Origin of the sequence: Candidatus Spongiihabitans sp. (assembly GCF_965247905.1) — a bacterium.
Classification (GTDB): Bacteria; Pseudomonadota; Gammaproteobacteria; order Arenicellales; family Poriferihabitantaceae; genus Spongiihabitans.
In genome coordinates, this window is record NZ_OZ252047.1 from 231,334 (window position 1) to 258,090 (window position 26,757).

Below are 26,757 nucleotides of genomic sequence, written 5' to 3' on the forward strand. Positions count from 1 at the left end.
TTTTCACTGCGCTTTATTTAACAGCCATTCATGCGCCGGGTCATTGGCAAAACGCCATGCGCGAACCGGTCCGGCCATGACGTTAAGATAGTAGCTGGTATAGCCATGCGGCACGCCTACCGGGTGGTAGCCTTGCGGCACCAGCACGACATCCCGGTCCTCCGCGCTAACGGTTTCATCCAGACTGCGATTATCCGTATATACCCGCTGATGGACATAACCGCTTGAGGGATTTAGGCGATGATAATAGGTTTCCTCGAGTTGGCTTTCCTCAGGCAGGGCATTTCTATCGTGCTTATGCGGCGGATAGGAAGACCAGTTCCCCGCAGGCGTGATCACCTCTACCACCAACAGACTATCGGCCGGTTGGCTTTCCGGCAGGATGTTGCGCACGTAGCGGGTGTTGGAACCTTGGCCGCGAACCTCCTGAGACATCATGGCTTCATCAATTATTCGCGCTGGTCCGCTATTACCCTGATTATTACTCTGGCCATTATTCCGGTCGTTATTCCGGTCGTTATTCTGGCCGGGAGCGCTGCACACCGCTAATTCCACCGCCGTATCGGCCAACACCTCGGCACTGGCGCCCGCAGGCACATAAACAACGCCCGGAGCCTGTTCATCAAACACAGTGCTGCGACCACCCACGCCATTCCAGCGTTGTTCGCCCACCTTAACGCTGGCGCTGCCCGAGAGCACGACCAGACAGAGTTCGCGACCGGCCTGCTGCAGGCTCAGAGGCTGTCCCGCTTGAACATCATAAAGCTCAAATCCGACGTATTTCCAGCCAGCATTTTGCGGCGTAATCTGGTGCACTCGCTGTGCTTTGGCGGGCTTTATCAATAACCGACTCATTAGTAACCTCTTTCCTGTTGACGACTGACCACGGCTGATTTGTGCTTTTCCAATACTTCGTTGCGCACTGAAACTTCCGGAACTTCCACCTCCCACCAGCAACCCCCCGGTGAAGCCGGCAGCGGGTCAGTATCGATAACCACCACACTGACGCCAGCGCGCTTCGAAGCCGCGCTGACTGCGGCCTTGAGCGCTCCGATATTAGCCGCTTTTTCGGCATGAGCGCCCATCGCAGCGGCATGTGCGGCAAAATCGATTTCGGCCAGACCCTTATTATGCGTATCACACAGCAGATTGTTAAAATTGGCCCCGCCAGTGGCCATCTGCAACCGATTGATACTGCTATAGCCGCGGTTATCCAGAATGACAATCGTAATCTGCAGGCCCAGGCTCACCGCCGTGGCGACATCGGAATTCATCATCAGGTAAGAGCCGTCTCCGACCATCACCACAACGTCACGCTCAGGTTCAGCCAGCTTCACGCCAACGCCGGCGGCGATCTCGTATCCCATGCACGAGTAACCGTATTCCAAATGGTATCCGCCCACTGCGACACTGTTCCAGTGCTTGTGCAGTTCAGCCGGCAAACTCCCCGCGGCCGCCACCACCACGGCATTGTCAGCGACGCTCTGGTTAACCGCGGCCACAACCTGCGCGTCACTCGGGATGCTCGTGTCATTCGCGGCTGAGACAAGATTCTGCTGAATCCCGATCCATTCCGACCTGAGCTGATTCGCATGTGCAAGCCAGTCAGCGCTTGCGCGGTAGCCATCCAGATTTTCAGCTAGTGATTGCAATCCCAGTTTGGCATCGGCAACGCAAGGCATGGCGCGGTATTTGGCGGTGTCCATGGGTTGCACGTTAAGTTGAACCACTTGGCACTTAAACAAACTGTTAGAGCCGGAAATGAAATCCTGCAAGCGGGTGCCGACCGCGAGCACCAGATCGGCTTCGCGTGCCAGCGTGTTGGCGCAGGCCACGCCGGTCACGCCAACCGCGCCGAAATTGAGGGGATGTTCAGCCGGCAAGGATGATTTGCCGGCCTGGGTTTCGATAACCGGTATCTGGTGGGTCATGGCAAAAACCTGCAATTCGGCCTCGGCACGAGAATAGCGCACTCCACCTCCGGCAACGATAACCGGTTTGCGAGCGGCCTTGATGGCGGCCAGTGTTTGTGCCAACTCGTAACGGTCGGGCGATTGTCGACGCAATGCCCATATTCTCTTTTCAAACAGGGCTTCAGGATAATTGAAGGCTTGGCATTGCACATCCTGACAGATACTGATAGTGGCAGGACCGCACAGTGCGGGATCGGTCAGTACTACCATCGCTTTTGGCAGCGCCTGAATTAACTGCTCGGGCCGAGTAATACGATGGAAATACCGACTCACCGGGCGGAAAACATCATTGACGGTAACACTGCCGTCGCTAAAGTCTTCGATCTGCTGCAAAACCGGATCCGGCAACCCCGATGCGAACACATCGCCGGGAATCAGCAAAACCGGAATTCGGTTTACGTGGGCCGAGGCGGCCGCGGTCACCATGTTGGTCGCCCCCGGACCGATTGAGGAAGTCGCCACCATCACCTGTTGACGCCGACGCGCCTTCGCAAACGCGATGGCGGCATGGGCCATGCCCTGTTCATTGTGGCCACGATAGGTCGGCAACTGATCCCGTGCCTGAAATAATGCCTCGCCAATGCCGGCCACGTTGCCATGGCCGAAGATCGCCCAGACACCGGCGAATAAAGGCGGCTCAGCGCCATCGTCGAGGCGCACAAATTGCTGGGTTAAAAATCGCAACAGGGATTGTGCGGCGGTAAGACGAATGGTTTTCATGCCGATTTACGCTTTGGTTGATTTTGCGGGCCGGGATTGATTTTGCCGGCGGCGGCACAGGCCCTGTCCCAAGCCTCAATCATGCTGCGGTAATTAGCGCGCATCGCCGCGACCGCGGTGGCATCATCAATGGTTTCGGCGAGCCAGTCCCTGGCCGGCTGGGCAAACAAAGTTCGACCCACCGCAAACCCTTTCACCCGCGGCTGACCGGCCGCAACCTTGAAAGACTCGCTAATCGATTCGATCGAGCCGTCCAGACCTAAGACGATAATGCCCTGGCACCAGGGATCATGCTCATCGATCACCTGTCCTGCGGCATTCCAATAGGCTTCATTCATGCCCGGCTCGAGTTTCCACCAATCCGGCCTTATGCCCAGTTCATAAAAGCGCCTCATGATCGTCGCGACGCTGTCAAATTCAGGTTCGTTGGGGTTCCGAGCGGTAATAATTTCGAGCAGCCATTCATGCCCCGTGTGCCGACAGGCGCGATCCAGGCTTTGGATTATACGTTCATGGCCGGCGCGAATTTCCGGTTCATCATCCAGTCGATACGGACACAATATCTTAACCGTCTGGGTGAGCGGCCAGTTCGCCAGATGCTCGGTGATGTCTCCTTGCGCCTCGAGCGCCAGCGGGAACCGTCCGGCGGCTTCGATCGGCCGCCCGACCCAGGCGCCTGACCAGGTCGCTGCCCGCAGGGTGGCGCGCGCCGATCGATCATCGACTAAAACGCCGAAGCCGGGGTCGCTGCCCGCTTCGGCCTCGGCCGCTTTCCAGACCAACTGCTTAAATTGACCAACCGCCGCGCTATCGCGTCCATACTCATGCGCCCAGGCATCAAACTGACGCCGATGATCAAAGGCGAACGCCACTACGCGGCTGTAGTCCTTTCGCCGATTGGTCGCGCGATGAATATGATTGAGATGCGGATCAAACCGCAAGGCCGTGTAATCGCTGCCGTTTTTGATGAAATCCTGCAACTCCACATCCGACGGCAACGCCGGCGCACAGCCATGACGCGACACCGCGAAAGCGCCGCAGGCGTTAGCGTAGGCGCAGGTTGTCCGCCAGTCTTCGCCCCTTAACCAGCCGCGCAACAGGCCGGCCATAAAGGCATCGCCGGCCCCTAAAACATTAAACACCTCGACTTTGTAGCCCGCTGCGGCGATGCCTGACTGCCAGCCATCAACGACCGCCTCAAACACTGTGCAGCCCATGGCGCCGCGTTTGCAGATTAGAATGGCATCGGTTAGTTCACGCACTTTGCGCAGCGCCGATAAAGTGTCATCGGTGCCGCCCGCAATATGAAACTCTTCCTCGGTGCCGACAATCATGTCACAGTCAGCGAGATATTTTTGCAGTTGCAGACTCACGTCCTGATTAGCAATAAAACGGGCCGCGCCATCGCCATGACCGGCCAGGCTCCACAGGTTGGGCCGATAATCGATATCCAGCACCACCCTGGAACCCTGCGAGCGCGCTAGTTTCATGGCCTTGTGGCTGGCCGCGGCCACGCTGGCCGTGCTCAAATGCGTGCCGGACACCAATACCGCCCGCGCTTGCGCGATGAAGTCGGTCTCCACATCATCCGCGCACAACGCCATATCAGCGCAATTCTCCCGATAGAAGATGAGCGGGAAATGATGCTCGTCCTGGATGCCTAGAATCGCCAGGGCAGTCAGGCGATCGGGGTCGGTGACAACCCGCTGTGTATCCACCCCTTCAGCGACCATGGTCTCACGGATAAAGCGTCCCATATGTTCATCGCCAACGCGGGTGAGCAGGGCTGATTTGAGGCCCAGGCGAGCCGTGCCGATAGCGATATTAGCCGGACTTCCGCCAACATACTTGGCGAAGCTGCGCATGTCCTCAAGACGGCCGCCAACCTGCTCGCCATACAGGTCCACGCCGGCGCGACCGATACAGATGATATCCAGAACCGTTTGTTTCATTATCCTGATATGCCGAAATAGGTGTTGTGCAACGCGGTATGGTTGCCCGTGACGCCACTAAATCTTAGTCTTTTTGCGAGCAGCGCTTGCCGGTTTCCAGCACCAGACACAAAGCCAGGCACATGGTCGCCGATAAACCGCGAAAGCCGCCCACTTCCTGTTCGGGCACTTCAAGGTGCAAGACATCGGCTCTGGCAATCGGGCTTAAGGTGGAATCGGTCAAAGCCACCACCGCAACCTGCCGCGCCAGACAGATATCCACCAACTCGCACGTATTGGCGGTATACGGGTTGAAGCTAACCGCAACCAGCGCTTCGTCTCGGTGAATCAGGCTGGCCTTATCGGCCATCAAACTGGCCAGGCCGTCCAGCAACACGGCCGGCAAACCCATCTTCACAAACATATAATGCAGGTAAGTGGTCACCGGCGCGGCGCGTCCCTGCCCGGCAAGATAGATGCAACGGGCGGTCGCCAGCCGCTTGCTGGCCTGCAATATGGTCGCTTCATCCACCTGTTGTTCCAGCTTGTTGATAGAAACGCTGGCCGCCCGACTGAACCGGTGCAATACCGTTTGCTCAAGTTGCTCAGGTTGCTCAGGTTGCTCATGTTGCTTTTGGTCGTCCAGATGATGGATGCGCTGAACATAAGGCAAAGGCATGTGGCGCATGCTTCCCTGAAACACCGACTGCATGTCGGAAAAGCCGCGGTAACCGATGGCCTTGGCGAAACGCACCAGGGCTGATGGGGTTACTCGGGCTCGGTCGCTAATCACCGCAATGGTATTCAGCGCAACAACATCCGGATTATGCACTACAAATTCCGCAACCCGCTGCAAGCGTTTGGGCAAGGAAACATAGCGCTTTTGCAGCCACGGTCTTATCTCGCTGAATACCCTGGGCGGTTTTTGGCTTATCGCATTAGACATCACAGTCCCGAATCATAAATAAGTCATAAACAAGGTTGCTCGAAACAAATAATCGTTAGGCGTTGCGCCCCGCATGGGCAGCGAAGTATACACAATCCGAAGTCTATTTGGAATAAATATTCTATTTTAAATATAGTTGCAATTTAAATTCTATTAAGGTATGTTAGGGTATTATGCGCTGAAGAATATTATTTAGCCCTGAATATTTTATTTTACAACCAACTTCCTCATGGGGGGATATATGAAACCACTTAATTTATTTGCGTCCGCGGCATTGTTCATGGCAATGGCTGCGCCGCTGGCGATGACGAGCACGAGCGTCGCGGCGGAAGGCGAGAGATATGTTCTGATCAGCCATGCGCCGGATTCCGACAGCTGGTGGAACACCGTCAAGAACGGCATTGCCCTGGCCGGTTCACAGATGGGCGTCGAGGTTGAATACCGCAACCCGCCGACCGGTGATCTGGCCGACATGGCTCGCATCATCGAGCAAGCGGCGGCTTCTAATCCGAACGGCATCATCACCACCTTGGCGGATTACGACGTTCTGTCCGGCGCGATCAGAAACGCGGTCGATCAGGGCATCAACGTGATCATCATGAACTCGGGATCGCCAGAGCAGGCGCGCGAAGTCGGGGCGCTGATGTATATTGGCCAGCCCGAGTATGACGCTGGCCATGCGGCCGGCCTGCGCGCCAAAGGCGACGGCATTGGCTCTTTCCTCTGTGTCAACCACTATATCTCCAATCCGTCCTCGACCCAGCGCTGCCAGGGTTTCGCGGATGGTCTGGGGGTGGAGCTCGGCAATCAGATGATTGATTCCGGCCAGGATCCTTCCGAGATTAAAAACAAGGTGCTGGCCTATCTTTCGGCCAACCCAGGCACTGACTCAATCCTGACTCTGGGGCCAACCTCGGCCGACCCGACCATTGCCGCGCTGCAAGAAAACGGCATGGCCGGCGACCTCTATTTCGGCACCTTCGATCTCGGCACCGAGATCGTGAAAGGCATCAAGGCGGGCATCATCAACTGGGGAATCGATCAACAACCCTTCCTGCAAGCCTACCTGCCCGTTATTGTCCTGACCAACTATGACCGTTATGGCGTGCTGCCCGGCAACAACATCAACTCCGGCCCGGGCTTCGTCACCAAGGATGGCCTGACCCTGGTCGAAAAGTACGCTGGCGAATACCGCTAGCGCATAACATGACCACGACATGAGCATGCCATGAATAAGCGGCCGCGAAACCTGCGGCCGCCCTGTTCATATCCAACGATACGAGGCGCCCAAGATGCCGCAGACCACACCGCCGACAACTGACGAGCGCGTCAAGGAGATATCGGGCTTTCGCAAAGCCCTGATCCGACCCGAACTGGGCAGCATTTGCGGCGTCATTCTGGTATTTGTCTTCTTTTTTCTCACGGCGCGCGACTCGGGCATGTTTTCGCCCGCGGGCGTGATGAACTGGTCGATAGTCTCGGCGCAGTTCATCATTATCGCCGTAGGCGCCTGCCTGCTGATGATTGCCGGCGAGTTCGACCTGTCGGTCGGCTCGATGATCGGTTTTTCCGGCATGTCAATTGCCCTGCTGTCGGTCAGCTTTGGCTGGCCGGTATGGCTGGCGATCATCGTCACCTTTGTCCTGTGCGTGGCAATAGGCGCATTCAATGGCTGGCTGGTGATCAAGACCGGGTTGCCGAGCTTCATCGTGACCCTGGCATTCCTGTTTATTCTGCGCGGCCTGACCATCTTTGCCGCCATCGCCACTACCCGAAAAACCATTATTGGCGGTGTGCGCGAAGTCGCTGAAGGCGACTGGCTGGCGGCAATCTTCGGCGGCAAGGTCCTGACCGGACTGTTCCAGTGGATGGGCGATCAGGGCTGGATCGAAACATTCGTGCGCGGCACCCGGGAAGGGCAGCCGGTGGTTGATGGCATCCCGATGTTGATGGTCTGGGCTTTGATTCTGGTTATTTTCGGCCACTGGCTGCTGACCAAAACCAAATTCGGCAACTGGATCTTCGCCGCCGGCGGCGATGCGCAGGCGGCCCGCTATGTGGGCGTGCCGGTGAACCGCGTCAAAATCATGATGTTCATGTTCACCGCCTTCTGCGCCTGCGTTTTTGCCACCGCCCAGGTGATGGAGTTCGGTTCGGCCGGGGCCGATCGCGGGCTGTTGAAGGAATTCGAGGCGATTATATCCGTTGTCATCGGCGGCGCTTTGCTGACCGGCGGATACGGTTCGGTCATCGGCGCGGCGCTGGGGGCGATTGTCTTTGGCGTGGTGCAGCAGGGGCTGTTCTTTGCCGGGGTGGAAAGCTCGCTGTTCAGGGTGTTCCTCGGGGTGATCCTGCTGCTCGCGGTGATCCTGAATACCTATATCCGGCGCATGATTACCGGGGAGAAGTAAGATGGCTAAACCGCTAATCGAAATGCAGAATGTCGAGACGATGATTGAAATGAAGGACATCGAGAAACACTTCGGCTCGGTCATCGCCTTGTCCGGCGTGTCGCTCGATTTGATGGCCGGTGAATGTCACTGTTTGCTGGGCGACAACGGCGCCGGCAAGTCAACCTTTATAAAAACCATGTCCGGCGTGCACAAACCCTCAGCCGGCGAAATTTTTTTCGAAGGCAAGCCGCTGAGTTTCGCGCGTCCACGCGATGCCATCGTCGCCGGAATCGCCACCGTGTATCAGGACCTGGCGATGATCCCGCTGATGTCGGTGACGCGAAATTTTTTCATGGGCAACGAGCCGACCAAGAAAATCGCTGGCATCAGTTTCTTCGATCACCAGCTCGCCAATGACGTGACCATGGAGGAAATGAAGAAAATGGGTATCAACCTGCGCTCTCCGGATCAGGCGGTGGGTACGCTTTCAGGCGGCGAACGCCAGACGGTGGCGATTGCCCGGGCGGTCCATTTCGGCGCCAAGGTGCTGATTTTGGACGAGCCAACCTCGGCCCTCGGCGTACGCCAGACCGCCAATGTTCTGGCCACGGTTGACCGGGTGCGCAATCAGGGTATCGGCGTGGTGTTCATCACCCACAATGTGCGCCATGCGATGGCCGTGGGCGACCGCTTTACCGTGCTCGACCGCGGCAAAACGCTGGGCACCGCGAAACGCGGTGAAATTACCCCCGAGGAATTGCAAAACATGATGGCCGGCGGCCAAAAACTGGCGACGCTGGAAGGCTCGCTGGGCGGCACGGTTTAGCGGCTGCGGTTGGCCGGCCGAATTATTCCCTACATATGATGTCCGCGGCTACGATGACCGCGGCTAGCGCCCAAACCAACTCCCCGGAGTTGCCCGGACAAACTGAATTAATGGTTTATAAGCGATAGTGGCATGAAAGAAATAGGTGTCGGTGTCATCGGCACCGCTTTTATGGGCAAAGCCCATTCACTCGCTTACGCTATAGCCGGGACTGCATTTGGCGATGGCCTGAGACCGCGCCTGGAAGTGTTGTGCGATATTAACGCACAGCGGGGCCAGGCCAAACGGCAGGAAATGGGCTTTGCCCGCTCGACAACCCAATACATGGACGTGATAAACGACCCTAAGGTGGAACTCATTTCGATATGCGTCCCCAATGTCGTCCACAAGGAAATTGCTGTGGCCGCGCTCAGGGCTGGCAAGCATGTCTGGTGCGAAAAGCCAATGGCGACTAATGTGGCCGAGGCGGAGGAAATGCTGGCCGCGGCGCGCGCTTCAGACCGCCAGACCATTCTGGGTTATAATTATACTCAGAACCCATTAGTTCATGCGGCGCGCCAACTGATTGAGGAGGGCGCCATAGGACGCGTCATCGGCTTCCACGGCATCTACGATGTGGACAATGAAGCCGATCCAGACCGCCCTCATAGCTGGAGAATGAATCGGGAAGCGTCGGGTTGCGGCGCCAACGCGGATCTAATGTGCCATCTGGTAAGCATGGCCCACTTCATGACCGGCAGCGAAGTTGCCCGTTTGGTTGGAGACTACGACACGGTGCACCAGCAACGCAGCGACCCCAAGAATCAGGGTCGGACGCTTGCGGTGGATAATGACGATGTTTGCACCGCGCTGGCGCATTTCGCCAGTGGCATCAAGGGCACTCTTCGCGTCAGCCGCGTTGCTTGGGGGCGCAAATGCGGTTTGCGCTGGGAAATCCACGGCTCCCAAGGCATGATTTGTCACGATCAGGAACGTCTCAACGAAATCAAACTATATGCTCGCAACGAAGATCCCCGTCAGCAGGGATTCCGAACCATTCTATCCGGGCCCTGCCATCAACCCTATGATGCGTTCCTGCCCAATGCCGGCCATGCGCTCGGGTTCATCGATGTCAAGGCTTGCGAACTGCACAAGTTACTGACCGCGATTACAACGGGCGAACCCGCCTGGCCCAGCTTTGAAGACGGCATCAAAATTGAGCGAGTCATGGATGCCATCGACCGTTCGGTCCTGTCAGGCCAGTGGCTGGATGTCTAACGCCGCTTGCGGCTTGACGATAGCACTCACCCATGCACTGATTGGCAACGATGACGAGTTTGCCGCGCTATGCGATAACCTTGCCAGATAGAGCACAACGGCACGATCAGGTAATGATACTCAAGCGCGCAACGAATCCTTTACGCACGCAAGGCTCATTCAGGCCATGCGGTGCGGGGGACGCTGTTCTCGTTAACCTGCCAGTCCACTGCATGAACACGGGTAACTGGCTCGAAGCCGTGGAGGCCGGTGGTGCAGCTGCCGCCCTGGTGGCATCGCAACGCGGTTGTGCCGCAGGCCCGCTTCCGATCAACTTAAATTCCTGCAGCAAAAGCAACCCATGAATCCTGCCGCCAACTGGAGCTGACCTTGCATATTCCACACCACGACAACCAGAACCAGCCGATCGTAAACCGCAACGACAGCAGGGCTCCACTGTGTTTCTTTAACATGGTGGTTTCTAGTTTCTATTGCAACAATTCATTAAAAGCCTCAAAAGGCGTTTTCCAGTTTAACGCGTTACGCGGTCGTCCATTTAATCGGTCTTGAGCCTTGCGCGCTTGATAAGCGCTGACTTGATTAAAGTCAGCGCCTTTCGGAAAGCGCCGCCTGATCAAGCCGTTGGCGTTCTCATTGGCGCCTCGTTCCCATGGACTGCGTGGAGGGGCAAAACAGACCGGCATGCGGGTCTCTTTCGTGAACAATCGATGCGCTGGCATCTCTTTGCCCTGATCATGGGTCAGGGTTGGTTTCATCTGTTTCGGTGTCGTTCGTGATTTGCGCGCAAACGCCTTGCGCGCCGTTTCGGCGTCCGGTCTCTTCAAGCGAACCAGCAACACCGTCCGGGTGGCGCGCTCACCTAGCGCGCCAAGAGCGGATTGATGGCGTGCGCCCAGGATCAAGTCGCCTTCCCAATGACCGGGCACAGCGCGCTCAGCCACTTGCGCAGGCCGCTCTTCAATACTGATCATCTCCGGGATACGACCCCGACGGTCATTGCCCCGGCTCCGTGGCCGCCGCGCTGGTCGATGCTGCCGTAAACAACGCAACAGGGATTGACGCAGACTCCCCCGAGGCAATACATACAAATACGTATAGAGGGTTTCGGCGCACACGCGCATCCGTTCATCCCCAGGATAATCTATCTTGAGCTTGGCGCTGATTTGAGCCGGCGACCACTGCTTGCGAAGTCCGTTGATGACGAGCCGACGCAAACCCGGGTCTTGAACCAACTTGCCCAAACGACGATAACACCGCCGCCGCGCCTTGTTGTCAGCGGTGACCGCCAAGTAATAAAATCCGCGCTTGTTACGGTTGATTTCACGACTGATGGTTGATGGGCTTCGATAGAGTGGACCGGCGATTGCACGGATGCCCGCACCACAATGACACAATACGCCGATGGCCTCTCGCTCCACCAAGCATAGACGACGATAAGCCTTCATTATTCAACGCCTCGCTTGATATTGTTGTACTCATACTATAGGTGTTGCGTTAGAATTTAGAGACCACCTTATTAAAAACCGTAACATCGATAATATAAACAGTTACTGAGGAATCCCCAATTTCAGTGCCAATGCCATTGAGAATTATTTACTGTCATTATCTTCCTCCCCAAACACACGAAACTGCTGCGACGTGGTGGCCGCATCCAATGAAATCTCTACAGATGAAGCGACCGCTTCAAGTTGACTCAGGGGATTATTAAGCACCTTTAACTCGTACTCTACGGTCTCGGTATCGATGGGTGTGAATCTGTATATGTAATATTTGTTCTTCCACTTGGCTGCCGTATTGACCTCGTTGATAGTCAATTTTACACGACCACCTGACCGTTTTTCCTTAGCCTCAATCACCCGCTCTATCAAAGCCGAACTCTGATCATCACCGGATTCGAATAAAGCCCTGTCTTCGGCACTGCGAAAACTAAGTAGGTCAGCGGTAATTGTTTCATAACCTGTTATATGGCCAATATATAAAGGGAATCTTCCTTGCTTCTCTTCAAATAGCTTCGCTAGGTCCTCGCCAGCTTTCCCGTCAGACGTTGCAGTAGAACCTGCTACCGCTCCGCCTAAGCCCGAGCCGCCACCTGATACGCGTACTCCTACACGGGCACCAGGTTTCTCGGTCACATGTTCTACTGGTTCGACGCCAATAGCCGAAGGCACATCCCAACCAGTCGTGGCTGGCTCAGGTTCAGCCGCAACGGATTGTACTGTGGGTTTTAAAGGAGGAGTTGGAGGAGGAACATTAGGCGACGCCCCTTGAACAGGCCCTATGATCACCGAAGGTTCAGGCATCACTTGTTCTGCAGCCCCTTCGATCAAAGTCTGCAACATTGAATCTAAATCATCGTCAAGGTTATCCCCTAACATTTTACTCAGTAACTCAGGGCGTATTGACGCATCACATTGATAAATTTTCGAGAATGAGTCACCGTCGATAAGCCCAAAGATAGAAGCGATGGCATCACCGATCGTATTTGCCAACAATGGATTGTATGGGTCACCTGCATTTACGGGATTACAACAGACATAAAGATAACCGTCTTGAATTGAGTAAGACCAATGTGGCAAAGGATTATCCAATGTTTCTTGCTTAAAGGTAATTTGACTTTGTGCCTGCTCGCAAACCACAAGTTCTAACCCTTCAAATATATTTCGACCTGGCGCTTTAGCAAAGTGACTGTGACGATAGATTTCTATGTACTTTTTAGCCGATTGGAAATGTTGATTGGCCAGCTCGGTACAAGCGGCAACGCGGTGGCCAATAACTTTCTCATTGACCGCCTCTTTATCCAAAACATTGACCCTGAATAGACGCCGGACCTTATCAGCTCCACGCTTTTTGAGCAAACAGGCAACAGGAAGTGATTTCAGTAACTCTTGGGGAAAACCTTCCACGTCGACGTGGTAAGTCTCATTAACTGGGAAGTAGCCTTGCTCATCGCCGTGCTTAGCATAAATTCTACCTTCCTCAGCGAAGGCTTCGTAGTTAGCTCCGGTTTCATCTAGTTCAAAATCGACTGTTTTGATTAGAAAATTGTACAACTTTTTCGCCAAATCACCAGAGGTATCCTTTTCTGGTAGTTCAGCTAACAAGGCATAGATTTCCTCGGAGTCGAGATCGTCAACACTCTCTCTGACTCCCGCATTTATCCAAGCATGTTTCAGCAGGCTTTGAGACAAGCTTAATTCCTCCATGCTTACTATTGTTGGCATTATCGGTCTGGGAAATAAACCCGCGACGGCTGCATCATTCACCATACAATCAATAGGTGCCAGCGGCTTAAGCTTATTAGCCCTTAGCCATGGGCTGTATTTGACTTTCCAACGAATATACGATGGCAGTTCGCCTTGATAAATTCGAGCATACCGTGCCCTTGAAGGATAAAAACTCAACGTGCCATGTTGCTCGGAACCTTTTAACCAGGAAACAGCTCGAGGGTCATTGGCCAACCAAGCTAAGATAGCGTCGCTCTCGCTAGAAAGAATCACATCAATATCATCAAGCGACTTTACAAACTGGAATTTGCTATTAGTAGGTAGCTTTTTTACAGAGTCGAAAACGTGTATAGCATTTTCTCCAAATATAGCGGGGTATTTTAGCCTTTGCTTTGCGTAATCAAGAAATTCCGACTCGACCTGCATATTGTCACTTAGCCTTGGCCATTCAGCCACGCCTAACCAAGCTAGAAATGTAGGTAGCGAGGCTCGCTCGATTCCCATTGATTCGTAAACTGATGACTCAGCTGCTAATTTTCTTGGCGCAGATTGATACAGCCGACTAACGATATCTCCCGCAGCGGTATAGCCTGCACCAATGTAGAGTTGACTGGCACCCACCCACTCTGAGTTCTGGTTTAAAAGAATAGCATTCAATCGTTTAGGGAATTCTGGACGATCTTCCTCATTGCTATAAGAACTAAACAGCGTAAAGAGCGAATGCAATAATGCAGAACGGACTTGATCCTCATCCAGCTCATTGACTGCGACATTGGCTGACGAGACTAGACCTGCAATCATATTACCTAAGGAATATTCATGCACATCGAAAACAGCTAAGTCTCGGGCGCTATCTCTTACCTTATTCCCCCGAAGCAACCCCCAGAGCCGTTCATTGAGTATTTTAACTTTTGCCCATTCAGGAAACACCAACCCATCAGTTAAACTACTGCCAGGTAAATACACACCATCATCTTCGGATAGCTCATCACCCTGAGTATCTAACAACAGTCCCTTATAGCAGTAATCACTCCCCAAACGTTGATTGATTATCCCTAAAGCCACTGCTGCCCGCTGCTCCAGAGTTATATCGCTAGCCGCTTGCAATTGCGCGACAAACTGCTCACCCTTTATGTGCTCAACACCCAGTCGATCAAACAGCTGCTTCTCCGTGGCGTTTCTAGCCATAACAATAGAGGGGAATATAGTTGCTGGTAACCATTCCAAAGCATTAACACCCTTAGGGGAAGCAAACACTTCTGCTGCCGTGAGCATATCGCCAGACAGTACAGGAAGGATATTCCGTGTTTTAATCGCGTCGATTAAGGCCCCCTGTAAAGATTTAATATCCGACTGGTAGTCTTGCTGTAGCGAAGCAGGGTCAAGTAAATCTAGAGCACGATAGACATCACCGGACGCATCGACCTGCCGTTCAAAGATATCAGCCAAGAAAAGTGCTAAGCACTCCAGCACATAATCATTCGCCTCGCCTTCCCGCAAATGTTTACGATTTTGTTCCAACTCTAAGCTTGCATGACATAAAGCGTGGAGAGGAAGCGGTATGGAAGTGGGGAAAAAGGAATACAAGTTCGCTGGCTCAGCCAATCCTTCATCGTTTAAAGCAACTATTAGTTGATAACTATCGGGGTCATCACTATCGCGCAGGAGGTCGTTTGGAATTTCACCTGTATCACTGAATAGCCTCCATCGCTTGCAGGTTTCGATATCACTATTAGGATCAAGCTCAGTAAGGTCAACCAAGTGTTCAGAAACAACCTCCGAACTCCATTCTTTAACCCAAGTCTCGTCCTCATGTTCACCAACTACTGAAACCGACAACGACTCAATGGAATCAGAAAACAGTAAAAATTCAGGGCGCAATAAGCTTAACTGATTAAGTGCATTATCATAGCTGTGAGCGCTGCCAAATGGCATACCGACAACTGTCTCAAAACCAGTTTCAATCAACGATTCACAATTCTTGAACAAATCCGCATCAACGACAAAATGGCGCAGCTCAACTTTCGACAAATCGACCGGGAATGGTAATAAGGGTACTGGGTCAGTAGCCTCCCCCTGGTATTTCGCTAACTCTTCGCCTACAATGCTATATTGGCTTTTTAATTCATCTACTAAGCCATGAGCATAACGACTGCTAAAGGCCAGTTGTAACGCGCCACTAATAATCATCGGGTGGCGGGACCAATTGAGCACTGAACGAAAGCCCAAGCCTTTGCTGCCGATCAGCTGGCTATTTTTCGCGCGCTTGGGGCTTAAGTCAGCCGTTTGCAGCGAACTGACCCCACCTGTGGTAAAACCTAGTCCTGTATTCGCAACAATCAAGCCTTGGGGAGTGAGTTCAATCCGAATACGACTGCGTTGACCTGCTTTCCTAGCTGCATCCGCAGCGTTCTGTAACAGCTCAAGAATTTCGCGGCCTTTGTAGTCCCGAGAAATACCCTCTTCGCGTCGCTGATCAGCAACTAACTGGGAGGGTTTAATTCGGGAACTATCAAGGAAAGTTGACAAGCCCCGGATTCACTTGACTTCCCGCATAACTAGCTTACCGCCGACAACAACGAGTTTAAAGTGACGTTTGAGGTCTGATTTTTTAACAAGAGGCACCTTACCACGAGGTTTCGGCATAGCTAACAAAGCGCGGGTGGATTTATCTGTTTGTTTCATTCTTGGCGTTTTGTCAACTTTCCTTGATAGTTCCCTTTAATTCCGTAAACCTGAAGAGCAATGTCCTGCTGCTCCGCCAGCCAAATGCTCCATTCGACGGCACTGCCTAGAGCAAGACCCTCTGTGGACATTTCACGCTCGGGTGTAATGACGACAGGGTTTAGCGGCTCTTGGGCCATGGCTTAAACAAATCCTTGTGGGCTAGTCATTCTTAGTCACCTATATATTGGTATCAGATCAGGCAGCATACATCTCGCCAACAAGCTGATCGACCGAATGAATTAGATCAATATCTGACACTGAAAAATTTTTTTAGTTTTCCTCTTCTGGCAGTTCTTTTAGGGCTTCATTTAATCCTCTGTAAGGCGCAAAAGCCTCTCGGATAATCCAGATTATTGCATGGCTCTCCTTCTGGATCGGAGTGCCAAAGGTATCTGAGCTTATACACCTGTTTATCGCGGCCTATGACGCCAAATACCCGAAGGCGACGCTGTGCTTACAGAAAGACCGGGAGGAGCTGATGGCATTCTACGACTTTCCCGCCATGCACTGGCAGAGCATCCGCACCAGCAACCAGATTAATCGACCTTCGGCACCATCCGGCACCGAACCATCCGGCACCGAACCAAGCGCTCAAAGGGCTACCTCTCCAGAGATGGCATGCTACACATGATGTTCAAGCTGGGCATGTGTGCGGAGAAAAAATGGCATCGCCTGCGCGGGTTTAACTACTTGGCGAAGGTGATCACGGGAATAGAATTTAAAGATGGAATCGAGGTAAAAGAAATTGACCGGGTCGCCGCTTGAATCAGGTGCTGAAACACCACTTTTGACAATAACTCTGTCCTATAGTTCATTTTCTTTGATTTCTGCAATACGCATCAATGCTTTTTGGAGTCCTGTCTTCAGGTCTTTATTTCCATGGACTGGAACCGAAATACGTTCTCTTCTTCCATCCATGATAAATATATGGTGACTGCTTGAGATTCTTTTCAATTCCCAGCCTTTTCGTTCCAAAAGTTTACACAATTCTTTGCCGGAGACGGTTTTCATACCGCTAACTCTATAACTTCAGCTTCTTCATCGACTTCCGGCTCCTCGATATCAATGGATAAACAGCCAAGAATTGCATCTTCGATATTTATTTTTATTTCTTTCATTGTATCACCTTGTGACACACATCCGGGTATTGAGGGCACTTCAGCCCAAAAGCCACCTTCTTCTGCTTTGTGAACTACAACTTTAATTTTCATAGGAACAACATACCTGCATAGCGTTAATTTTTCAATTCATAAATAGAACGTCGAAGTTACTCATTTTAATTTAATTAGCTCTTAATGTTCTGTAAAATGGTATGCTCCAGTGTTCCATTCGTATTACAGACTATCCAACGCTTACTAACATTACTTTCGAATGCCTCAAAATGAGCCTAATAGTTGCTCTTGTTTGATTCTCTCCAACTTCAACTACCATAATATTCATTTTCATTGGTGGTCTCTAGTTTCTATTGCAACAATTCATTAAAAGCCTCAAAAGGCGCTTTCCAGTTTAACACGTTACGCGGTCGTCCATTTAATCGGTCTTGAGCCTTGCGCGCTTGATAAGCGCTGACTTGATTAAAGTCAGCGCCTTTCGGAAAGCGCCGCCTGATCAAGCCGTTGGCGTTCTCATTGGCGCCTCGTTCCCATGGACTGCGTGGAGGGGCAAAACAGACCGGCATGCGGGTCTCTTTCGTGAACAATCGATGCGCTGGCATCTCTTTGCCCTGATCATGGGTCAGGGTTGGTTTCATCTGTTTCGGTGTCGTTCGTGATTTGCGCGCAAACGCCTTGCGCGCCGTTTCGGCGTCCGGTCTCTTCAAGCGAACCAGCAACACCGTCCGGGTGGCGCGCTCACCTAGCGCGCCAAGAGCGGATTGATGGCGTGCGCCCAGGATCAAGTCGCCTTCCCAATGACCGGGCACAGCGCGCTCAGCCACTTGCGCAGGCCGCTCTTCAATACTGATCATCTCCGGGATACGACCCCGACGGTCATTGCCCCGGCTCCGTGGCCGCCGCGCTGGTCGATGCTGCCGTAAACAACGCAACAGGGATTGACGCAGACTCCCCCGAGGCAATACATACAAATACGTATAGAGGGTTTCGGCGCACACGCGCATCCGTTCATCCCCAGGATAATCTATCTTGAGCTTGGCGCTGATTTGAGCCGGCGACCACTGCTTGCGAAGTCCGTTGATGACGAGCCGACGCAAACCCGGGTCTTGAACCAACTTGCCCAAACGACGATAACACCGCCGCCGCGCCTTGTTGTCAGCGGTGACCGCCAAGTAATAAAATCCGCGCTTGTTACGGTTGATTTCACGACTGATGGTTGATGGGCTTCGATAGAGTGGACCGGCGATTGCACGGATGCCCGCACCACAATGACACAATACGCCGATGGCCTCTCGCTCCACCAAGCATAGACGACGATAAGCCTTCATTATTCAACGCCTCGCTTGATATTGTTGTACTCATACTATAGGTGTTGCGTTAGAATTTAGAGACCGCCCATCGTAAAACTAAAAAAGAGGGAAACCTTCCGCTCACAAGTTGAAGGCTACGAAACCTGTATCGTGCCGACTACCGGCAGTATTGATGTCATTGTACCGGGCGCATCTTACCAGAAGGTGGGAAAGCGCAGGCATATCTGGGAAGGCGATCCAGAAGGCGTCTATATCCCCACGGGTGTTGAGGCCAATCTTAACTGCGTGAGTGATGCGGCGGAAGTTTTCATCGCCGGCGCTCGACACGACGAAGTATATGAACCCTTCGTCGTGCGTGAGAGCGACATCGACCCGGTACAGTATGGCTCCGATGACACTAAAACCCACCGCAAGATCAAACACATTCTAGGCAAGAGTCCGGCAGGAAAAGTCGGCCGGCTGCTGGTAAGCGAGCTGTTTACAGTGGGCGCCGGCGGCTGGTCCGGATTTCCGCCACACAAGCATGATACCGATCATCTGCCCGAGGAAACCCGTCACGACGAGGTGTATCACTTTCGTTTCAATCCATCTCATGGATTCGGAGCCCAGTTTCTCACTCAGGCAGGAGAAGATTACGGCGATGTCTGCCACATCCGAAACAGGTCCACTATCCTCATCGACCAGGGCTACCACCCCTGTGTCGCTGCTCCCGGATACGAAATGTACTACTTTACGGTGCTCGCAGGCCTGTCGCAGAGACCCTTGCACCAGCGCTTCCATCCGCAACACGCTTACCAACTGGACACCATCCCCGGCATCAAAGACATGATCAACAAGTTCAAGTAGCGCATTACACTTGCTTGAACCTGTTCAGATTCTTCTGACGCTGCCCTGCCCGCGCCGCTCGCTTTATAAAGGCGCCGTCGGGTCATCGAGATCCATATCGATCCACACCGGTTGGTGGTCCGAAGCATCGGCCGCGCCGTCGATATGGATGCTACGCACCCGATCCGCCAGATTGGCCGTGACGAAGCAATAATCCAAACAAGTATCGGTATCCGCGCCTCCTTCGGCGGCATTAGCCACGGCTGGAGAAGTCACCCTGTCGTTCTCTCCATGGCCGGCCACCACCCAGGCGTCGAGAAAGCCGTCGCGCCGAACAAGCCGACCATGGCGCGGCGACAAGGGGCCTGCGATCAAGTCATATTGAGTGGAGCCTGGAACGAAATTCAAGTCACCCATTAACATGGCCGGGCGCGGCATTGGCGGCTCTTCGCCTTCGGTCCACCCGGCATCAGGGTTCGGATGACCGCCGCACCAGGCGCCGCCTTCGGTCGGCGCCTGATCGATGATGTTGAGTAACGCCTCAATTTGGGGGCCGCGGGTTTCCGCCGACAAGTGGCTGAGATGGGCGGAATAGACGCGCACCGGCCCGGCCGGCATATCAATTACCGCTTCCAGCAGGGACTGCTGGATGCTGTGCTGGGTTAGCGTTCCATATTTCGGAAGCGGAAAACCGCGGCTCGAGATGATCGGCAAGCGCGACATCAGCATGATGCCGAACTGGCGGCGGCGGTTGATCAGGCGATTGTGTTCGTTGCGGTAACTCGCATCCATGTCCAAACCGGGTGCGTAGACCCAATGAAAATCAGGCAGGAGCTCGGCCAAAACGGCGACCTCGTCAACGTTTCCTGAGCGTTTCCAAAACCGTTCAACCTCTTGCAGGGCAATAACGTCCCCGCCCTCGACCGCCTTGGCGGTGCGCTTCAAATCGTATTGCCCGTCCCGACCCAGCCCGTATTGGATGTTGTAGGTGACTATCTTCACTTCGCAATTTCCTCAATTCGAGTTTGATGCCCATTGCCGACGGTTGCAACCCCGGAAAGCTATATCCTGTCCCCGTGCTCGTCAAAGAAGAACACGGCATTGACATCTATGCCCCAATGAATTTGATCGCCGAGCTTGCAGGTTTGTTCGCCGCTTTGAATCGAGCGGAAGATTTGTCCGCCGCCGAGCTTGAGGTCGTAGAGAATTTCTCGGCCCTGGCTTTCAACAAAGGTGACTTCACCTTCAATAGCGGTTGCGAAATCCGGCTGCAGGCATTCGGGGCGGACGCCAATGGCGATTTTTTGTCCGGCCGACACCGACGCCCCCTTGATCTGAGCCGGTAATTCAAAGCTCAGTCCATGGGCGACAAAACGGCCGTCTTCAACCAAGCCATCGGCAAACGATATCGGCGGGTTGCCGATGAAGCCGGCGATAAATTTGTTCTTGGGTTGGTGGTACATTTCATCAGGCGTTCCGATTTGCTGAATCTTGCCCTTGTGCATCAAGGCAATGCGATCGCACATGCTCATTGCTTCGACCTGATCGTGGGTAACTAGAATGGACGTGCAGCCGGATTCCCGCTGAATTCGGCGGATTTCGCTACGCATATCGAGCCGCAGCCCCGCGTCGAGATTGGCCAACGGCTCATCCATCAACAAAACGTCCGGCCTGCGCACCAGGGCTCGGGCCAAGGCGACTCGCTGCTGCTGGCCGCCCGAAAGTTGGCCGGGCCGGCGACCCAGAAGCTCTTCTATGTGCAGGGTGTTGGCGATATCCTTAACCTTGCGCTCAATATCGGCATTGCTCTCTTTGCGAATTCGCAACGGAAAAGCGATGTTCTCGTAAACGCTGAGGTGCGGGTACAGGGCGAATGACTGGAACACGACGCCGGCTTTCCGCTGCTGAGGCGCTAACTGGGTGACCTCGCGATCGCCGAACCAAATCCGCCCGGCGCTTACCCGGTGCAGCCCGCAGATGGCGTACAGCGTTGTTGTCTTGCCGCACCCCGACGGCCCCAACAGGGCGATCATTTCGCAATCGCCGATGGCCAGGTCCAGATCCTCAATCACCTTGACCGGGCCGAATGATTTCGAGAATTTTTCCAATCTGATTTCCATTAGCCTTTGCTCCCCCCGCCATAGATATTCATTAGTTTGTCCTGGGTAAAGAGGTAAAAAATCATGACCGGAATGACATAAAACAGTCCGACCGCTTTAAAGAGCCCGAAATCGGACAGGTAATCGTCGATCAGAAGGCCGGCCAGATAGACCGACAACAGCCGGGCCTCCGAGCTCGGCGCAAGGATCAGCGGCAGCACGAATTCGCTCCATCCGGCCATGAATGAGAATATCGCCAGCGCGGCGATTCCGGGCATGACTTGGGGCAGGATGAGTTTGTGCCAAACCTGGAAACGACTGGCGCCGTCCTGCAGTCCCGCCATCTCGATCTCCCAAGGCACCGTGTCATAAAAGCCCTTCATTATCCATATGCCAAACGGAAGTTCGAGGGCGGACTTGACCAGGATGACGCCGATTAGCGTGTCGAACAGGCCGACTAATTGCAGCATGAGAAAAATCGATATGATCAAAGTGACGCTGGGGAAGGAATGGAGCACCAATACCACGCCAAGAAACTGGGCGCGGAACGGGAACTTCAAGCGCGATAGCGCATAGCCCGCGGTGGACGACAGGACCACGACAATGGTGACGACGCTGGTTGCAAAAAGGGTGGTGTTGAGCGTCGCGGTCCAAACACTGCCGTGACCGGGGATCTCCTCGGTCAGGAAGCGCCAGTTTCTAAGCGTGAACTTTTCCGGCCAGATGCTCTCAATATTGATTTCGGACACTGAATCGATGAACAGCCAAACGTACATGATCAAGATCGGTGCCGAGATGATCAGCAAAAATAGGGTCAGAGGCCAATTGATTTTACGATCATCCATGGTCAGTTCTCTATAGGCGGGTCGGCGACCAGCTTCTTGAAATCGAATAGCCGAAGGTAAAACAGCGATAGCGCGATGCCGACAACCACCAGCACGACGGCCAGCGTTGCGCCCATGCCGTAGCGCAAGTTGCCGAAGTAGTTCGACAGCGCCGTGTGATAGGCGTTCAGCGCCCAGGTCTCGGTGGTGTAGAACCCAGGCCCGCCATCGGTCAGCAAAAGAATGTATTCGAACGAGGTCAACAGGCTCAGGGTCTGGTAGCTGGTGATAAACAGGATCGGCCAAGCCATCAACGGCAGTATGATACGCCGTACTTGTTGCCAGGCATAGGCGCCGTCAACTTCGGCCGCACGCAATACGTCCGCGGGGATCGCCAGCACGGCGCTGGCAAATATGATCATGCCCATGCTGGCGCCGACAAACCCATTGGCGATAATCACAAAGGTCCATGGAAATTCATTCAGCCAGTTTTCGGGCTGCACGCCGAACATTCCGAGGAAGTGGCTCATGAAGCCGCTGTCGAAGGTAAACCACTTCCACAGCATCACGTAGATAACCGACGGGCTGATACGCGGGATCAGCCATATAGCACGGAAAAACCTTGACTGCCCGGGCGGCATGTAGAATGTGGCGAGCGCCAGCAAAAGCGCAAACCCGACGTTGAAAAAAAGAGTGAGAAAGACATAGAATGCGGTGTTGGCCATGACCTTCACGGTAAATTCACTGGCCATTAACTCGACGTAGTTGTCAGCGGTCCATCGCCAACTGGTGTTGGTCAATTCGAGCAAGCGAGCAAACGTGGCGTCGTCGACTTTAATGCCCAATGAGACGAGGCCGGCGCGGAATGCTTTTGCTGTGGTAAATTCGCGGTTGGCGACGGTGCTGACCACCGATTTGGATATGTCCTTGCGATCCTTAAACTTGCGCGGGCGGTGGTTCAGCCGCTTCAGGGCGGCAAAGAGCGCCTGCTCGGACGCAAACGCCTGGCCCGCCAGCGTCTCCTCTATCTCCTGCATCACCGGCGGTTCCAGACCGATTTTCCTGACCTTGGCCAGGCCCGCCGCGTCCAACGCGAACACCCTGGCGCCCAACTGCTTGACCAGGGCGGCATCAACGCCCGCATCGGTCATGTCCCGAATTGATGATTCGGTGACGACGTACCGATTGCCGAGAATCCCGGTGTCGGAAGTCATTGAGGTGAAACTGAACACGACGGTCATTAACACCGGAACGACGAAGAACAGGGTTACCGCAATTGAAGCGGGCAACATGAACCAGACCGGGAAGAGCGAGCGGCGCATGCGCATCGGCTTGTTTTGCTCTCTGTGTTTAGCCTGGATTAGTGATTCGGATTGACTAATCCTGATATTCACGCTTCAATGCCTCCGGTCCGGCAACCGCCTGCCGAACCGGAATAATGTCCCGAAGCGCGAATAGTATTGCTGGCGTTAGCGGATAACCACTTTATTCCCCATCGTGGCTTGCATCTCCCTGACCACCGTATCGACCGCTTGCTCCGGGGTGAGGTCGCCGCTCCAGGTCGCGGTCAGGCCCTTCCAGACGAGCGTGTCGTATTGTCCAAAATTGACATTGTTGGGTAGCGCGAAAGCGCTTTTCAACAGTTCCGTGGCTTCCGCCGTCCAGCGATCGTCGGAATATTGCGTGACCTTGGTCTGAGCCGTGGTGATGCCGAGATGGGCCGAGGCTATGGCATGGAGCGTATTGAGCCTGGGCTCGGAGACTATGGTGATGAGCCGCCCCGCGATTTCCAGTTCATCCCCGCTTGCCTGCTTCGAAATCAGATAGGTCAGCGGATGCGTGAGCGTGGTCGCCTTGCCGCCCGAACCGCCAGACGGGATCAGCGAAAACATGACCGTGCCAAAGAAGTCCTTGAGGCCTTCGCGACGGGTATAGCGGGCATAGTGCCAGGTGCCGCCGTGCCACAGTCCGGCCTTGCCGTTGGCCACCTCGTTGTACCATTGGTCCCACTCCATCCCCAGATGATTCTTCTTGGTCACTCCGTGCTTGAACACCGCGTCGTGGAAGAACTGGTAATATCCGAGCAGGGCGCCCTTGTCCAGGAGCAGCTTGCCGCTCTTGGCGTCGATCATGTCGCCACCCTTCTGGACCGCGTAGAACTGCCAGTAGTCACCGCCTTTGGTGGCGCGGGGATAAAATCCGTAGCCCTTCTCCACCAGGCCCTTATCCTGAATTTTCTTGGCATCCTCGAGAACGTTTTGCAACGTGTACTGACCGCTTTTGACTTTCGCGGGCAGCGCCGCGATGTCGGCATCCGAATAACCAATCGCCTTTAAGTGAGGATTCCAGGCGAAGAAAGGCCTGGATTCGGCATCCTGAGGCGCGCCCCAGACCTGCCCATTCCATGACATGATTGGCCACAGGCTGGGAAAAACATCTGAGAAAGGCCAAGCCTCAAGATCGACGATGTCCTCGATCGGTATGATCAAGCCGGCGCTCCCCCACACCGGGATGTCCTCATGGCCGCCAACGATAATGTGCGGTCCTTTACCGGCCTCGACGGCTAGCGAGAAACCCTGTTTCAGTTGCTGCCAGGTCTGTGAACCGGCGAATGATCGCGCTGACACTTTGACCTGGATATCGCGACCCTCGATCTCCAGTTCCTCGTTGAGAACGTTGGCGGCTAGCGCGACGGCTTTGAAGCGGTAGCGTTCGTTCTGGTCGGCTGGCGCCCAAACCACGATCTCCATTTCTTTGGCCTGAGCAGGTGGTAACACAAACAAAATGGCGAAAATCGCCATGAGATAAGATTTTCTAAATAAAGATGTCACTTTTTGCCTCCGGTTTTGAATTTATTCGAGCCTGTATCTGGGCTTATTCATTGGTCAATATCACCAATTCAAGTCTGCAAAACAGAATTATAATAGAAAATTTATTCTATGTTCAATTATTTTGCAATATAAATTCCATTTTATATTAGGGGCCGGTTATGTCAAGGGTTTTGTTAATGCCAAGCAAACGGTCCGGATTTGCAACCCGTGAGGCATCCGAATTTATAGCGGCTGGTTTTGGCGGCTGCCCTGGGTTGAGCGAGTCGCGGCAGCGCGCGCGCCATCTACAAACTGAATGAATCCGCGGGGCGTTTTTCCCTGAGTATGGCCGCAACCAAGGCGCCCGCCAATAACACCAACCAGCACAGGTATATCCATAGAAAAAAGATGGGAATGGTTGCCAAAGCGCCGTAAATACGCTGGTATGAGTTGAAGTTCAGGAGATAGATTCCAAACCCCAGCTTCAAGGCTTCAAATAAAACCGTGGCCACAACACCGCCCACAAAAGAGTCGCGCACCCTGATCTCCAGGTTGGGTATGGCTTGGTAAAACAACATAAACGCACACAACTCGAATAGTATGGGCAAGTACTTCAACAGCAGCTGGGTAAAACCGACGACCACGGGCTGCTCTGAAAACACCGACATGGAAAGCAGCGCCGAGCTCATGGAAAGGCTGATCGCAATCAACACAGGTCCGAGGGTTAATACCGACCAATAAACGATTAAGCGCAGGAACCAGTCGCGTCCTTTCCTGATTTTCCAGATCTCATTGAACGCATCCTCAATGGTTGCTAACAGGAACAAACTGCTCAGGAGCAAAAAGACCAGCCCGACCGCGGTCAGCTTGCCAGCCTTATCCGAGAATTCCAGGATGTAGCCCTTAACCGTTTCACTGGCTGCGGGCATAAAATTTTCGAATAAAAACGTCTCAATATCACTCGACCACTCTCCAAATACCGGAAACAGGGAGAGCATGGAAAAAATGACCGTAACCAGCGGCACCAGCGCCAAGAGCGTGGTGAAAGACAGCGCTGCCGCGGTGCTAAAACAGCAATCCTGATTGAATCGGCGAAACACCTCGCCTGAGAATGATTTTAGCTGGTTGAGCGGTTGCTCCAATTTCCACATTTTATCGCTTGCCTCGCCCGGCGAAAGGGATATTATTGGAAATTATAGCATTTCAACTATTCAGCATTATGAAAACAGTCGCATTTGCGCACATGGCGGACGGCACCGCCGCGGACTACGCCCTGCTTGCCGAGCAAGAAAAGCGGTTTACCGCCGCCCTGCCTGCGCGCCTGATGCGCGCGCTTGAAGCGTTGGAACATTCATTTTCCGGCTACCGCGTCAGCCGGCTGGAACATTCGTTGCAATCCGCAACCCGCGCCCATGATGCCGGCGAGGAGGATGGCATGGTGGCCGCGGCATTGTTGCATGATATCGGCGATGCGCTGGCGCCGGTCTGCCATAGCGAGATGGCCGCGGCGATTCTGCGACCGTATGTGTCCGAGCGAATCTATTGGATCGTCAAACACCACGGGCTGTTTCAACTGTATTACTACGCCCACTATTTCGGCCAGGACCGCAATGCCCGAGACCGATACAAGAATCACCGCTGGTATCAGGACACGGTGGATTTTTGTGAAAACTATGACCAGAACTGTTTTGACCCGGATTTCAAGTCAAAGCCGCTGGCGTTTTTTAAACCGATGGTTGAGCGCGTTTTCGCCGAGCCTTTGCGGCATTTTGTTTAGCCT

22 protein-coding genes and 2 pseudogenes are annotated in these 26,757 nt (G+C 53.8%); 7 read left to right on the forward strand and 17 right to left on the reverse strand.

Going from position 1 to position 26,757, the window contains the following annotated elements; translation table 11 throughout:
• Window positions 1-3: 3 nt before the first annotated feature.
• From iolB to ACP158_RS01320, 4 genes are all read right to left on the reverse strand, one after another.
• Window positions 4-855, reverse strand: coding sequence for a 5-deoxy-glucuronate isomerase (gene iolB / locus ACP158_RS01305; RefSeq protein WP_424947199.1), 852 nt, complete (start codon window positions 853-855; stop codon window positions 4-6).
• Window positions 855-2,693, reverse strand: a complete 1,839-nt coding sequence (iolD, locus tag ACP158_RS01310; RefSeq protein WP_424947200.1) for a 3D-(3,5/4)-trihydroxycyclohexane-1,2-dione acylhydrolase (decyclizing) — start codon at window positions 2,691-2,693, stop codon at window positions 855-857. The genes iolB and iolD overlap by 1 nt, the downstream gene beginning before the upstream one ends.
• On the reverse strand, window positions 2,690-4,645 hold the full coding sequence (locus ACP158_RS01315) for a bifunctional 5-dehydro-2-deoxygluconokinase/5-dehydro-2-deoxyphosphogluconate aldolase (protein ID WP_424947201.1): 1,956 nt from the start codon (window positions 4,643-4,645) through the stop codon (window positions 2,690-2,692). The genes iolD and ACP158_RS01315 overlap by 4 nt, the downstream gene beginning before the upstream one ends.
• A gap of 64 nt (window positions 4,646-4,709) precedes the next feature.
• Complete coding sequence (locus tag ACP158_RS01320) at window positions 4,710-5,570, reverse strand: MurR/RpiR family transcriptional regulator (RefSeq protein ID WP_424947202.1); 861 nt, start codon at window positions 5,568-5,570, stop codon at window positions 4,710-4,712.
• 241 nt (window positions 5,571-5,811) lie between these two features.
• Here ACP158_RS01320 and ACP158_RS01325 point away from each other — a divergent pair, with 241 nt between their 5' ends.
• From ACP158_RS01325 to ACP158_RS01340, 4 genes are all read left to right on the forward strand, one after another.
• Window positions 5,812-6,768: a sugar ABC transporter substrate-binding protein gene (locus ACP158_RS01325; protein WP_424947203.1), complete on the forward strand. Its 957-nt coding sequence runs from the start codon at window positions 5,812-5,814 to the stop codon at window positions 6,766-6,768.
• Between the two features lie 94 nt (window positions 6,769-6,862).
• Entirely contained in the window at window positions 6,863-7,981 is a 1,119-nt protein-coding gene (locus tag ACP158_RS01330) for an ABC transporter permease (RefSeq protein ID WP_424947204.1), read from the forward strand.
• 22 nt (window positions 7,982-8,003) lie between these two features.
• Window positions 8,004-8,789, forward strand: coding sequence for an ATP-binding cassette domain-containing protein (locus tag ACP158_RS01335; RefSeq protein ID WP_424947205.1), 786 nt, complete (start codon window positions 8,004-8,006; stop codon window positions 8,787-8,789).
• A gap of 132 nt (window positions 8,790-8,921) precedes the next feature.
• Window positions 8,922-10,046 carry a Gfo/Idh/MocA family protein gene (locus ACP158_RS01340; RefSeq protein WP_424947206.1) on the forward strand — a complete coding sequence of 375 codons (1,125 nt, stop codon included), beginning with the start codon at window positions 8,922-8,924 and terminating at the stop codon, window positions 10,044-10,046.
• A 467-nt stretch (window positions 10,047-10,513) separates the two neighbouring features.
• On the opposite strand, the gene ACP158_RS01345 is transcribed toward ACP158_RS01340, so the two are convergent.
• From ACP158_RS01345 to ACP158_RS01360, 4 genes are all read right to left on the reverse strand, one after another.
• Complete coding sequence (locus ACP158_RS01345) at window positions 10,514-11,491, reverse strand: IS30 family transposase (RefSeq protein ID WP_424947207.1); 978 nt, start codon at window positions 11,489-11,491, stop codon at window positions 10,514-10,516.
• A gap of 144 nt (window positions 11,492-11,635) precedes the next feature.
• Entirely contained in the window at window positions 11,636-15,799 is a 4,164-nt protein-coding gene (locus ACP158_RS01350; protein WP_424947208.1) for a sacsin N-terminal ATP-binding-like domain-containing protein, read from the reverse strand.
• Between the two features lie 9 nt (window positions 15,800-15,808).
• Window positions 15,809-15,955, reverse strand: coding sequence for a hypothetical protein (locus tag ACP158_RS01355; RefSeq protein ID WP_424947043.1), 147 nt, complete (start codon window positions 15,953-15,955; stop codon window positions 15,809-15,811).
• A complete protein-coding gene (locus tag ACP158_RS01360; protein WP_424947209.1) occupies window positions 15,952-16,134 on the reverse strand; it encodes a hypothetical protein in 183 nt (60 codons plus the stop codon). Before ACP158_RS01360 ends, ACP158_RS01355 begins: the two co-directional genes overlap by 4 nt.
• A gap of 269 nt (window positions 16,135-16,403) precedes the next feature.
• Between ACP158_RS01360 and ACP158_RS01365 the strand changes: the two are divergent.
• A pseudogene (locus tag ACP158_RS01365) lies at window positions 16,404-16,762 on the forward strand (transposase); the annotation flags it as partial.
• Between the two features lie 39 nt (window positions 16,763-16,801).
• Here the strand turns inward: ACP158_RS01365 and ACP158_RS01370 are convergent.
• From ACP158_RS01370 to ACP158_RS01380, 3 genes are all read right to left on the reverse strand, one after another.
• The gene (locus tag ACP158_RS01370; RefSeq protein WP_424947210.1) at window positions 16,802-17,008 is read right to left on the reverse strand and encodes a type II toxin-antitoxin system HicA family toxin; all 207 of its coding nucleotides are present in this window, start codon (window positions 17,006-17,008) and stop codon (window positions 16,802-16,804) included.
• Window positions 17,005-17,208, reverse strand: coding sequence for a type II toxin-antitoxin system HicB family antitoxin (locus ACP158_RS01375; RefSeq protein WP_424947211.1), 204 nt, complete (start codon window positions 17,206-17,208; stop codon window positions 17,005-17,007). Before ACP158_RS01375 ends, ACP158_RS01370 begins: the two co-directional genes overlap by 4 nt.
• Before the next feature lie 251 nt (window positions 17,209-17,459).
• Complete coding sequence (locus ACP158_RS01380; RefSeq protein WP_424947212.1) at window positions 17,460-18,437, reverse strand: IS30 family transposase; 978 nt, start codon at window positions 18,435-18,437, stop codon at window positions 17,460-17,462.
• Between the two features lie 69 nt (window positions 18,438-18,506).
• Between ACP158_RS01380 and ACP158_RS01385 the strand changes: the two are divergent.
• Window positions 18,507-19,265, forward strand: a pseudogene (locus tag ACP158_RS01385) (5-deoxy-glucuronate isomerase); the annotation flags it as partial.
• A 63-nt stretch (window positions 19,266-19,328) separates the two neighbouring features.
• On the opposite strand, the gene ACP158_RS01390 reads toward ACP158_RS01385, so the two are convergent.
• The 6 genes from ACP158_RS01390 to ACP158_RS01415 form a co-directional block, all read right to left on the reverse strand.
• On the reverse strand, window positions 19,329-20,246 hold the full coding sequence (locus tag ACP158_RS01390; protein WP_424947213.1) for an endonuclease/exonuclease/phosphatase family protein: 918 nt from the start codon (window positions 20,244-20,246) through the stop codon (window positions 19,329-19,331).
• Between the two features lie 59 nt (window positions 20,247-20,305).
• The gene (locus ACP158_RS01395) at window positions 20,306-21,364 is read right to left on the reverse strand and encodes an ABC transporter ATP-binding protein (RefSeq protein WP_424947214.1); all 1,059 of its coding nucleotides are present in this window, start codon (window positions 21,362-21,364) and stop codon (window positions 20,306-20,308) included.
• Window positions 21,364-22,188, reverse strand: coding sequence for a carbohydrate ABC transporter permease (locus ACP158_RS01400; RefSeq protein ID WP_424947215.1), 825 nt, complete (start codon window positions 22,186-22,188; stop codon window positions 21,364-21,366). Before ACP158_RS01400 ends, ACP158_RS01395 begins: the two co-directional genes overlap by 1 nt.
• A gap of 2 nt (window positions 22,189-22,190) precedes the next feature.
• Window positions 22,191-23,561 (reverse strand): ABC transporter permease subunit, encoded by a 1,371-nt coding sequence (locus ACP158_RS01405; RefSeq protein ID WP_424947216.1) that lies wholly within the window; start codon window positions 23,559-23,561, stop codon window positions 22,191-22,193.
• 75 nt (window positions 23,562-23,636) lie between these two features.
• Window positions 23,637-24,968, reverse strand: coding sequence for an ABC transporter substrate-binding protein (locus ACP158_RS01410; protein ID WP_424947217.1), 1,332 nt, complete (start codon window positions 24,966-24,968; stop codon window positions 23,637-23,639).
• A gap of 314 nt (window positions 24,969-25,282) precedes the next feature.
• Window positions 25,283-26,128, reverse strand: a complete 846-nt coding sequence (locus ACP158_RS01415) for a YihY family inner membrane protein (RefSeq protein WP_424947218.1) — start codon at window positions 26,126-26,128, stop codon at window positions 25,283-25,285.
• Between the two features lie 68 nt (window positions 26,129-26,196).
• Between ACP158_RS01415 and ACP158_RS01420 the strand changes: the two genes are divergently transcribed.
• Entirely contained in the window at window positions 26,197-26,754 is a 558-nt protein-coding gene (locus tag ACP158_RS01420) for an HD domain-containing protein (protein ID WP_424947219.1), read from the forward strand.
• Window positions 26,755-26,757: the final 3 nt, after the last annotated feature.

What these genes read in the sequence shown, in the direction of transcription:
- iolB (WP_424947199.1), bottom strand. Translation starts at nt 855, where the DNA reads ATGAGTCGGTTATTGATAAAGCCCGCCAAAGCACAGCGAGTGCACCAG.
- iolD (WP_424947200.1), bottom strand. Translation starts at nt 2,693, where the DNA reads ATGAAAACCATTCGTCTTACCGCCGCACAATCCCTGTTGCGATTTTTA.
- ACP158_RS01315 (WP_424947201.1), bottom strand. Translation starts at nt 4,645, where the DNA reads ATGAAACAAACGGTTCTGGATATCATCTGTATCGGTCGCGCCGGCGTG.
- ACP158_RS01320 (WP_424947202.1), bottom strand. Translation starts at nt 5,570, where the DNA reads ATGTCTAATGCGATAAGCCAAAAACCGCCCAGGGTATTCAGCGAGATA.
- ACP158_RS01325 (WP_424947203.1), top strand. Translation starts at nt 5,812, where the DNA reads ATGAAACCACTTAATTTATTTGCGTCCGCGGCATTGTTCATGGCAATG.
- ACP158_RS01330 (WP_424947204.1), top strand. Translation starts at nt 6,863, where the DNA reads ATGCCGCAGACCACACCGCCGACAACTGACGAGCGCGTCAAGGAGATA.
- ACP158_RS01335 (WP_424947205.1), top strand. Translation starts at nt 8,004, where the DNA reads ATGCAGAATGTCGAGACGATGATTGAAATGAAGGACATCGAGAAACAC.
- ACP158_RS01340 (WP_424947206.1), top strand. Translation starts at nt 8,922, where the DNA reads ATGAAAGAAATAGGTGTCGGTGTCATCGGCACCGCTTTTATGGGCAAA.
- ACP158_RS01345 (WP_424947207.1), bottom strand. Translation starts at nt 11,491, where the DNA reads ATGAAGGCTTATCGTCGTCTATGCTTGGTGGAGCGAGAGGCCATCGGC.
- ACP158_RS01355 (WP_424947043.1), bottom strand. Translation starts at nt 15,955, where the DNA reads ATGAAACAAACAGATAAATCCACCCGCGCTTTGTTAGCTATGCCGAAA.
- ACP158_RS01360 (WP_424947209.1), bottom strand. Translation starts at nt 16,134, where the DNA reads ATGGCCCAAGAGCCGCTAAACCCTGTCGTCATTACACCCGAGCGTGAA.
- ACP158_RS01370 (WP_424947210.1), bottom strand. Translation starts at nt 17,008, where the DNA reads ATGAAAACCGTCTCCGGCAAAGAATTGTGTAAACTTTTGGAACGAAAA.
- ACP158_RS01375 (WP_424947211.1), bottom strand. Translation starts at nt 17,208, where the DNA reads ATGAAAATTAAAGTTGTAGTTCACAAAGCAGAAGAAGGTGGCTTTTGG.
- ACP158_RS01380 (WP_424947212.1), bottom strand. Translation starts at nt 18,437, where the DNA reads ATGAAGGCTTATCGTCGTCTATGCTTGGTGGAGCGAGAGGCCATCGGC.
- ACP158_RS01395 (WP_424947214.1), bottom strand. Translation starts at nt 21,364, where the DNA reads ATGGAAATCAGATTGGAAAAATTCTCGAAATCATTCGGCCCGGTCAAG.
- ACP158_RS01400 (WP_424947215.1), bottom strand. Translation starts at nt 22,188, where the DNA reads ATGGATGATCGTAAAATCAATTGGCCTCTGACCCTATTTTTGCTGATC.
- ACP158_RS01410 (WP_424947217.1), bottom strand. Translation starts at nt 24,968, where the DNA reads ATGGCGATTTTCGCCATTTTGTTTGTGTTACCACCTGCTCAGGCCAAA.
- ACP158_RS01415 (WP_424947218.1), bottom strand. Translation starts at nt 26,128, where the DNA reads ATGTGGAAATTGGAGCAACCGCTCAACCAGCTAAAATCATTCTCAGGC.
- ACP158_RS01420 (WP_424947219.1), top strand. Translation starts at nt 26,197, where the DNA reads ATGAAAACAGTCGCATTTGCGCACATGGCGGACGGCACCGCCGCGGAC.